13 protein-coding genes and 1 pseudogene are annotated in these 8,527 nt (G+C 46.2%); 4 read left to right on the top strand and 10 right to left on the bottom strand.

Annotation, left to right across the window (positions count from 1 at the left end):
* Nucleotides 1–125 precede the first annotated feature (125 nt).
* The gene (locus tag DES37_RS24870; protein WP_110028227.1) at nucleotides 126–476 is read right to left on the bottom strand and encodes an HNH endonuclease; all 351 of its coding nucleotides are present in this window, start codon (nucleotides 474–476) and stop codon (nucleotides 126–128) included.
* Between the two features lie 185 nt (nucleotides 477–661).
* Between DES37_RS24870 and DES37_RS24865 the strand changes: the two genes are divergently transcribed.
* Nucleotides 662–943: a hypothetical protein gene (locus DES37_RS24865; RefSeq protein WP_110028226.1), complete on the top strand. Its 282-nt coding sequence runs from the start codon at nucleotides 662–664 to the stop codon at nucleotides 941–943.
* A 3-nt stretch (nucleotides 944–946) separates the two neighbouring features.
* Here DES37_RS24865 and DES37_RS24860 read toward each other — a convergent pair whose 3' ends face one another.
* From DES37_RS24860 to DES37_RS24835, 6 genes are all read right to left on the bottom strand, one after another.
* Nucleotides 947–1,408 carry a lysis protein gene (locus DES37_RS24860; RefSeq protein WP_110028225.1) on the bottom strand — a complete coding sequence of 154 codons (462 nt, stop codon included), beginning with the start codon at nucleotides 1,406–1,408 and terminating at the stop codon, nucleotides 947–949.
* The gene (locus DES37_RS24855; protein WP_110028224.1) at nucleotides 1,408–1,944 is read right to left on the bottom strand and encodes a lysozyme; all 537 of its coding nucleotides are present in this window, start codon (nucleotides 1,942–1,944) and stop codon (nucleotides 1,408–1,410) included. The genes DES37_RS24860 and DES37_RS24855 overlap by 1 nt, the downstream gene beginning before the upstream one ends.
* Nucleotides 1,944–2,249, bottom strand: a complete 306-nt coding sequence (locus DES37_RS24850) for a hypothetical protein (protein WP_211320576.1) — start codon at nucleotides 2,247–2,249, stop codon at nucleotides 1,944–1,946. The genes DES37_RS24855 and DES37_RS24850 overlap by 1 nt, the downstream gene beginning before the upstream one ends.
* 150 nt (nucleotides 2,250–2,399) lie before the next feature.
* Complete coding sequence (locus tag DES37_RS24845; RefSeq protein ID WP_110028223.1) at nucleotides 2,400–2,594, bottom strand: hypothetical protein; 195 nt, start codon at nucleotides 2,592–2,594, stop codon at nucleotides 2,400–2,402.
* Between the two features lie 217 nt (nucleotides 2,595–2,811).
* Nucleotides 2,812–3,876 (bottom strand): DNA-methyltransferase, encoded by a 1,065-nt coding sequence (locus tag DES37_RS24840; protein ID WP_110028222.1) that lies wholly within the window; start codon nucleotides 3,874–3,876, stop codon nucleotides 2,812–2,814.
* A 151-nt stretch (nucleotides 3,877–4,027) separates the two neighbouring features.
* The gene (locus DES37_RS24835; protein ID WP_110028221.1) at nucleotides 4,028–4,231 is read right to left on the bottom strand and encodes a DprA-like winged helix domain-containing protein; all 204 of its coding nucleotides are present in this window, start codon (nucleotides 4,229–4,231) and stop codon (nucleotides 4,028–4,030) included.
* 270 nt (nucleotides 4,232–4,501) lie between these two features.
* On the opposite strand from DES37_RS24835, the gene DES37_RS24830 reads away from it, so the two are divergent.
* From DES37_RS24830 to DES37_RS24820, 3 genes are read left to right on the top strand one after another with little or no spacing between them, the layout of a single operon-like run.
* Nucleotides 4,502–5,305, top strand: coding sequence for a hypothetical protein (locus DES37_RS24830; RefSeq protein ID WP_245930185.1), 804 nt, complete (start codon nucleotides 4,502–4,504; stop codon nucleotides 5,303–5,305).
* Complete coding sequence (locus DES37_RS24825; protein ID WP_110028219.1) at nucleotides 5,302–5,895, top strand: hypothetical protein; 594 nt, start codon at nucleotides 5,302–5,304, stop codon at nucleotides 5,893–5,895. Before DES37_RS24830 ends, DES37_RS24825 begins: the two co-directional genes overlap by 4 nt.
* A gap of 27 nt (nucleotides 5,896–5,922) precedes the next feature.
* Entirely contained in the window at nucleotides 5,923–7,014 is a 1,092-nt protein-coding gene (locus DES37_RS24820; RefSeq protein ID WP_110028218.1) for a ComEC/Rec2 family competence protein, read from the top strand.
* A gap of 33 nt (nucleotides 7,015–7,047) precedes the next feature.
* On the opposite strand, the gene DES37_RS24815 is transcribed toward DES37_RS24820, so the two are convergent.
* From DES37_RS24815 to DES37_RS25980, 3 genes and pseudogenes are all read right to left on the bottom strand, one after another.
* A complete protein-coding gene (locus DES37_RS24815) occupies nucleotides 7,048–7,398 on the bottom strand; it encodes an antiterminator Q family protein (protein WP_110028217.1) in 351 nt (116 codons plus the stop codon).
* A 17-nt stretch (nucleotides 7,399–7,415) separates the two neighbouring features.
* On the bottom strand, nucleotides 7,416–8,408 hold the full coding sequence (locus DES37_RS24810) for a DUF968 domain-containing protein (RefSeq protein WP_110028216.1): 993 nt from the start codon (nucleotides 8,406–8,408) through the stop codon (nucleotides 7,416–7,418).
* A pseudogene (locus tag DES37_RS25980) lies at nucleotides 8,405–8,527 on the bottom strand (phage regulatory protein/antirepressor Ant); the annotation flags it as partial. The gene DES37_RS24810 and the pseudogene DES37_RS25980, both read right to left, overlap by 4 nt.

Here is an 8,527-nt window from a genome sequence, read left to right as displayed (position 1 = left end):
CGGCACTCCTGGTTAAATTTCATTTTTCGCGGGTATAAAAATTCAGGGGGGCGGGCAGTCCGGAAGGTGACAGGTGGCAGAGATTTGACCCGCCCCTCCCCTGTGAGCCATCGGCCAGGGTGGTGTTACTTCAGGCGCTCACGCGCTGTTTTCGCTGCGTGGCACGGCCAGCACAGGCTTTGCAGGTTTGAATCTTCATCTGTTCCGTCCTGCGCCTTGGCAATGATGTGGTCGACACAGGACGCCTCAACTGCCCGGCCTTGTTTCAGGCAGGACTGGCACAAACCTTTATCACGGCGAAGAATACGAGCCCGGATAACTTCCCACTTCGTGCCGTAGCCCCGTTGGTGGCGGGACTGCCCTGGCTTGTACTGTTTCCAGCCTTCGCTTTTGTGGATTTCGCAGTAGCCAGAGGGATCAGTGGTGGTATTGCGACAGCCGCGTTTGCGGCAGGCTTTAGGGGTGCGAGGTGGCATATAACTTCATTCGATAACCTTCAGCACGGTGCAACATAAATTCATCTAGCTTTCATCTGTGTGAAGGTGGATATTGTTGAATTACTCGAGACAAAATATTCTGGTTTGTCGGTGAGTGTTATTTAGATACTTGTCATTAGGTGAAGTTAGGCTTGATTACTTCTCATAAATTAGGAGTGAGTTAAATGGAACACTATAAAAACCAAGTTGAATCAATTTGTTCATGGATCAGGTCAAAAGACAAATGGACCAAAATTCACAACATTAGTGGTGAGAACACCCCTGGTAGTTGTGGAGAAAATACCGTTATAGGATACCTCCCAGCTTACAATGGTAATGATGCAGAGGCCACTGTTATTTATAAGTGTCACCTACCTATTCCTGAAGATCACAACGTTGAGAATTATCAACTTAGCGCATTGAGTTTTTCTGAGTGGGTTCAATACATGAAAAAAATCAACGACTGAGGCTCAATTTAAACACTGCTGCCTGATGTAGTTCTGCAAGTAGTTCACTTGGCCGATGATGGTTTCGATTCGGGTTCTGAGAATGAAATAATCCCGTTGAGCGGCGTCAGTAAGTCTGGCGCCGGACGCATTGCCCATACCGTCGGAGCCGGTCTCTCCGTTCGCAGGACATTTTGCGTTGAGTTGCAACCGACGCTTACCAGCAACAACATCGCGTTCAAGCTGCTCAATAGTATCTTTCGCATCGGCCAGTTCTCCTGTGTATTTGGCATCAAGGGCGGCAACATCGCGCTGTCGCACCTGCATGTCTGAAATGGTTGAGTTCGCCAGGTTCAGTGACTGAGTGGCCTGGTCTCGCTGACTTTTATAAGTGATGGCGTTATCGCGGTAGTGGTCTACAAACCAGCCAAGAATTGCCACCAGCCCGAGCAGAGCGATGCAGACAACCGACGTTACCCGGTTCATCAGTCTATCCCCCAGCAAGTAAGCGCTGATTCCTGATCCCGACGCGATACCTGCCCATAGCAGTTATTTGAACGGATACGACAGTCACGCCCGCCATCTTTAATCCACCAGCGAATGGCCTCACAGGCACCTTTACGGTCACCGGCATTAATGCGCCTGTAGAACGTGGACGGGAAACACTTACCCGGGCCAATGTTGTACGGGCAAAACGAGGCGATCCCCGCTTTCTGGGGTTCGGTAAGTGATACATGGATATTGCGATCAACCCACGCCAGTGCTTTATCACGCTCCACAGCATTGACCTGATCACATTTGGCCCGGGTTAACCTCATCCCTTTTTTTACTGGTTTGCCATCCACCAGCGTGGCGCCACGGCAAATGGTCCAGATCCCGGCGCCGTCCTGGTAGGCATTCAGGTGGTTACCTTCTTTCTCGTTCAGGAACTGGTCCAGGATAACTGAGGCGGGAGCACCGGCCAGTACCAGCGACAAAACAGCGGCACTGAGTTTGTAGCGCAGTTGGGGAGAAGCAGCCATTATTCACCGGTCTCCTTTAATGCATCAGCAACCACGCTAACCACAGCAGGACGTTCTGAGGATGGCTTATCGCTCTCTTCCTCAAGGTACTCACGTATCATGCTGGTACGTTTTTCGTCTTCCTTCCTGCGCCGCCTGGCATCAATACGCCCGTTTACATAAGAGGCCAGAGAAATCACGACACCAATCAGGCCAAATATCATGTAAACGACATCCTGCGTGGTCAGCCCCAGTCCGGCGGCAATCGCGGCAAGCCACGCAAAGAACTGCGTGACAATGTTTCCGGGTTGGTCGTTCATTTTCATAGTCTCTCACCTCCGATTGAACGGGGTGCTGTGCGGGGGAAAAGATTCAGGCTCCCGGGCTTCATGGTTCACGGGTTATCTGAGATTGATACCCGGGGCCTGAAAATAGAAAAGCCACCCGAAGGTGGCTTTGTGTAGTTGGGGGGAGGATTAAAGTACCTGGCTGTCGGCTATATCCTCATCACCCCTTTCAAGTTGCAGCTTGGTCAACAATTCTTCGATTGCTGCTGCTGATGTCGTCAGTACTTTAGTATCAATAATACTGAAGTCTCTCCCCATTGAATGGGTCTCATCTGCTATTTCCCTTAGATGAATGGCCAGTGCCTGGTATTTGTTCAGATGCATACTTTAGCGCTTTCATTTCATCACTGAGTGAGTGATTTTTGATCACGTTTCAAAAATATCAAAACAAAATTTGCCTATATGTCAAATCGGCATTAACTACCATCAGGTGAATAACGTGGCTTCTAACCAGTCAAAAATGAAACAGTCAGATAAAAATTAACCATTACTTAAATATAATTTCAGCAAAAAACAGGTTTTACCAATCCATACCACAAGGTCATATATCTATGGCGGGATGACCAACAAACTCATTTATTTCATTCCGGGTAATGACGAAGCGACTGGTGTCGAGTTCCACACCAATCCCCCTTCTGCCCAGCAAAGTCGCCGCCTTGATAGTTGAACCTGACCCCATAAAGAAATCGGCCACCACATCACCCGGCCTGCTGCTGGCCTCAATTATCTGGCACAACATATCCGCTGGTTTCTCACAGGGATGTTTGCCCGGGTAGAACTGTACCGGCTTGTGTGTCCAGACATCGGTATAGGGTACAGCAGCCGAAACAGAGAACGGGCGCCGCAGGGCTTTGTACTCTTCCAGTAATTCCACATAGCGGCGGCTTAATGCCTGGTACTCAACCACCAGCTGGTGATGCGGTGTTTCCAGCTCCTGCTGTTGCTGCTTCTCCCTGGCTATGTCGGAAAACAGCGCCTGCAGTTTCAGGTAATCCGCTTCGTTGGGTAACTGCCACTGACTGGCACCGAACCAGTGTGAGGCCATGTTTTTACCCGTAGCCGCCACAATCTGTTTTGACGTGACCCCCAGTGAAGCCCGGGCATTGCGGAAGTAATCAATCAGCGGCGTCATAACGTGCCGTTTGGTGTCGTCACACTTCGCCGCATAGCCATCATCTTTCGGCTTATAAGGGCCGAGGTAGTGACCGGCAAACAGGATGCGCTCAGTGGCCGGGAAATAGGCCCGCAGGCTTTCTTTGTTGCAGCCGTTCCAGCGACCGGAGGGTTTGGCCCAGATGATATGGTTAAGCACGTCGAAGCGGTTACGCATCAGCAGTTCAATATCAGCCGCCAGGCGGTGGCCGCAGAACAGGTAAATACTGCCTGCCGGTTTCAGCACCCGCCAGAACTCCGCGAGGCACATATCCAGCCAGGCCAGGTAATCACTGTCCCCTTTCCACTGGTTGTCCCAGCCGTCCGGTTTTACCCGAAAATACGGCGGATCCGTACAAATCAGGTCAATGGAATTATCGGGAAGGGTTTTGATGTATTGAAAGCAGTCATCATTGACCAGCTCAATACTGGGTATTTTTACAGTATTTTTCATAGATCAGTAAGCGTAACTCTGGTAGGCTCACTGTGCTTTTGCGCGAAAGCAGTGGGCCGTGGTTCGCTTGTGACCTGCAAGCATAGGCGAATGGCTGGCCGGGTGCGCTAACACCCACCAGCCGCCCATTTCCACAGCTGGAAAACTGCCATTACTGGCAGCGCGTAAACTTCCCGCCGTCTCCCCCGTTCTCTTTCACCAGGCCAGCCATAGACAACTGGGTCAGTATTAACTGGCACCGTGGCGAAGTGATGCCCGTTATACGGGCAACATCATCAACACGGGTCCATATATCTGACGGTAAAAAATGAAGGACTGCGGCGGCAGTTTCTGTCATATTTTGCTGTTTTAGCATGAAAATATTTCCGGTTACTGAGTGTAGGCACACAGATAACTCTGGTTGGCCATGCCAGCAAGATAAGAATGAAGTTGTGGTACCAGAAGCGCAGATACTGCCCTGATAAAGCCAAAAACCCCGCCGGGGCGAGGTTTCTTAACTGATAAGCGTTGTGTCTGTGTGACCACTCTTATCACAGTACAATAGTTTTTGCGTACGCGTTAGCTTTTTGCTAGTGTGAAAGACAAAGTTAAAGGTTCATTGATTTTATCAAGCAGGCCTGGCTGATTGTACGATAACCGTGCGGTAGCTATGTCATGTGTCGTGAAATATGGCTTAGCCCCAAGTCAAAACTCTCTTCTGTGGCGCAAAGAAATGAAATTTAAGCTGGTTAAACAATCTCTTAACGTTGTATGGATCTCACCGATCATCACTCCGCTCATGTTTTCTCCCGAGTGGTTTAGGCGTTATGAACTTTTGCGTGAAGAAGACATAAACAACTCTAACTCTAATTTTGGTCCAGATACTATAGTTACAGACTATGGATGGATTGAAATCCAGTGTAGCCCTACTAAAGCAGTCTTTCAGCTATCACGGAGTGGGCTTGAGAGTGCGTTAGCTGACCTGACAAGCTCTATATTTGCAATGTTTGAACATGCCGAAACGAAAGCTATAGGTATTAATACATTATACACATATAATTTTGATGATAAAAATGATTGGGAAAACATTGGCAATGCTTTAGTACCAAAAGATTTATGGAATAACAATAATAACTCTAAAATATTGTTAAATGATGTTGAATATCATTATGGAATGAAAAATCTTGTTATTGCAATAGAGAATGCAACCCCTAAAGATTCCGACTCATATAGTGAGACAATTAATGTAACATATGCCCCCATAAAAAAGAGTGACAACATTAATTATGGATTACACATACAATATAATCATGAACTGCGCATATTAGAAGATAAAAAATCAGTTGAGTTTACTAATTTGCTAAGAGAAATAATACCTAAGCAAATTAATGAAGCACTGAAAAATGATATCAATAGTCATGAAGCTATGTTTAGAAGGGTATTATCATGAGCGAAGTAACATGGTTAGATGTTGCAACTACGCGCAATTACGAGCAATCTGAAGAAAAAAGCAAGACCTCTTTCTTTTTTCATAAGCCTCTGATTAATCAAAGCAAACAACCTGCTGAAATAATCACATTAGAAAACAATTCTGAAACCTGCATCGAAAAAGTAAAGAAATATAGTAAAAGCATGCAAAATGCAATAATAGAAACAAACATTGCTGGCATTGCTTTAATACAACCAGATACTCCCATAAAGAAAAAAAATGAACATTCTTCATGGAAAAAATCTCTAGCAAGAAAAAAAGAGAAGACTGTTTCATTGCATAAAATATTAGATGCATATGGCATAATTGACGAAATCACAAAAAAAGATAAAAGTTATGAAATCCGCGCGCGAATTTATGATATAGAAAACCACGAAATGATAGACGACATTGTTTTTTCATCATTGGAATTTACTAAAAGCGATCAACAAAAAATAGTTGAGAATGCAATTTTCTATTGGCATGTAGGAAAAGAAAGAACAATATTCGGCCAAGAGCGGCGAGTTTCAGAGTTCAGGTTAAGACGTGTATTTAACCCAATTTCTCTATAATAACAGATTATTACATGGTGAATTTAAGTGTCGTCAGCTCCAGTATTTGAATGCGAAGCAGCTGTTTTTGGTAAAGGTGTGGGCGAATCGATTCTAGTTAAATTATCCATAAATGAGTGGATGATAGTTGACTCATGTATGGATGGTAACAATCAACCTGCAGCACTAAGTTTTTTGAAATCTAATGGGATTGATGTAGAGACTGATGTCAAATTAATAATGATAAGCCATTTTCATGACGACCACATCAGAGGTTTAAGTGAAACTATCGAACAGTGCAAAAGCGCAATTGTTGTCATAAGCGCAGCATTAAATACTAATGAGTTCGAAAAATACATTAATGCGCTCAGCATCAATGGTCAAGAAATGGCAAAAACAAAAGAAATAAATAAAATAATGGCTCTTCTACCAAGCCTGGATGCAGAAGACAGAATCAAATATGCGAAAAGGGACTGTCTACTTTATAGGAGCGGCTCAAACATTGAAGTACATGCTCTATCACCTTGCGATAGAGATATAACCAAGTCTAAGCTAGATTTTGTCAACTCATTGAAAGTTGCGTCTAATTCTCGAGAAGTTGCAAGTGCTGCTGGAAGGTTAGTTAATCCTAACCATTATTGTATTGTTACTCGCATAATGTCACCAACTTCCCAAAACAATGAAATATTACTAGGTGCAGATCTAGAGACTTCTAAACAAGAAGGCTGGGAAGCCGTATGTGAAGCAGTTAATAGTCCGAAAAACAAAAAGACCGGATTATTTAAATTGCCTCATCATGGTTCAAAAACAGGTTATCATGCCAGAACATGGGATGAGTTAATAAAATTAAATCCAGTATCCGTTTTGACAACCTATGATAACTCTAGCTTGCCTAGATGTGACATGATAAATATATACAAAAATCTATCATCTACCGTTTACTGCGCTTCAAAACCCAAGGATTTAATAGAAACCCAGAAAGATAAAGGGAAATTCGCTGAGGCCTTGGATATAACAAAAAAAATGGGAAGCACTGTAAAGGCTATACACAATAATAGCCAGTATGGCTATATATACTTTAATAAATGCCTAACTAATCAAATGACAGCAGAGACATTTTTAGCAGCAACAATATTATAACTCAAGGGGCTTATCGCCCCTCATTTTAAATTCTCAAATAGTTCTACTCACTCCATCAACAAAACCAAGAGCTGCTTGTAACTCTATTCTAATCTTTCCATCAGAGCATTTTTTTCTCTTCGCTATAGTTCGGAGAGAAATGCCAATGACAAAATGAGCAATAAGTAATTCACACTCTTCAGGTCTATGTTCCTTCAGCCTTACAACGCAGCTATCGATCATAATGCCTTCATCGTCATCACACTGAATACGTGATTTCTTACCATAAGGCAAAAGCCCTTTAAATCCTGCTGCTATGGGTTGCCAGTCTACGCCACTATTGTCTGATGCAGCCCATGCGCCCCAGCGTTCCATCACCTCGTACATATCACGATCACGGTTCATTCATACTCTCCACTTAATCACGCCAGAACGCCAGTTGCCAGCGCACGGTCAATAAAACGAAACCACAGGGCCAGCTGGCTCCCGTACTTTTCTTCAAATGCCACGGTATCGGCGTGTAACTCATCGTGGTGCGCCCTGCACAGCGGTATCACGAACAAGTCATGCGCCTTGGTTGCCATCCCACCCTGCCCGTGGCCGATAATGTGGTGGGGGTCGTCTGCTGGTCTCCTGCAGCATTCACAGGGCTGCGATTTTGCCCACTTCGTGAATTTTTGATTTACCCAGCGCCTGCGCTTTGGACGCAGCATGAAGGATTCCGGTGTTTCCGGGTCAACATCCAGGGTAAGCACCGGTTTTACGTGTTCCTCTATCACGCTGGTGGCCAGTACCGAAGGAATCAGGTCACATTCACGGTAAACGGATTTGATGGGCTCCACCGGCCAGCCCAGCGCCTGTTCAGCCATTGGCTCAGGAAAGGCACCGGAGACGCGCTGGCGAACAGCCCACCAGCAAAGCTCAGGCAGTGTGAGTGTGTGGCTTTCATCAAAGTGAAGCGCTGCCCTGGCTTTATCCACTACCCACTCAACCACGTTTTTCCTGGCGATATCGGTAAGTGCCTTAAATGACTGATCGCGAAACTGGGTGTCGCAGTGCCAACACAGGCGTAACGCGCCTTCGGCTTCTCTGCGGGTGGTTATCTCATTGTGGTGATAGTCGCCCTCGCCCCACTGGCAGGTGTTCCCGTTCATCAGCAGCCAGGCTTCAAGGGCGCTGACGCCACCTGCCGCCTGAATAACCCGTTCATCAAGAAAGAAACGAAGCAGATACGGATCTTCCGTGAGTGGCTGCCTTACGGGTGGTACCAGTCCGGTGGGCAAATCTGCCATATCGGCAGGCTCATGCTCCACCAGTACACGCCCACGGGAAAAGAGTGGCATCAGTTCCGGCCCGGGGCGTAACAGTACAATGCCCATTTTCCGGGCGACATCCGGTGTTAACAGTGCCCTCATGCTGCGGATCCCTTCATCACATGCTCAATCCACAGCCCGCTAACCCACTTAACGCCTTTTGCCGTGAAGCGCGCCTGGCTGAATGCGTGGTTGGATGTCTGCGAGGTACCGGTTTTTAC

Origin of the sequence: Mangrovibacter plantisponsor (assembly GCF_003182475.1) — a bacterium.
Taxonomy (GTDB): domain Bacteria; phylum Pseudomonadota; class Gammaproteobacteria; order Enterobacterales; family Enterobacteriaceae; genus Mangrovibacter; species Mangrovibacter plantisponsor.
This window is presented reverse-complemented; position numbering and strand designations above follow the sequence as displayed.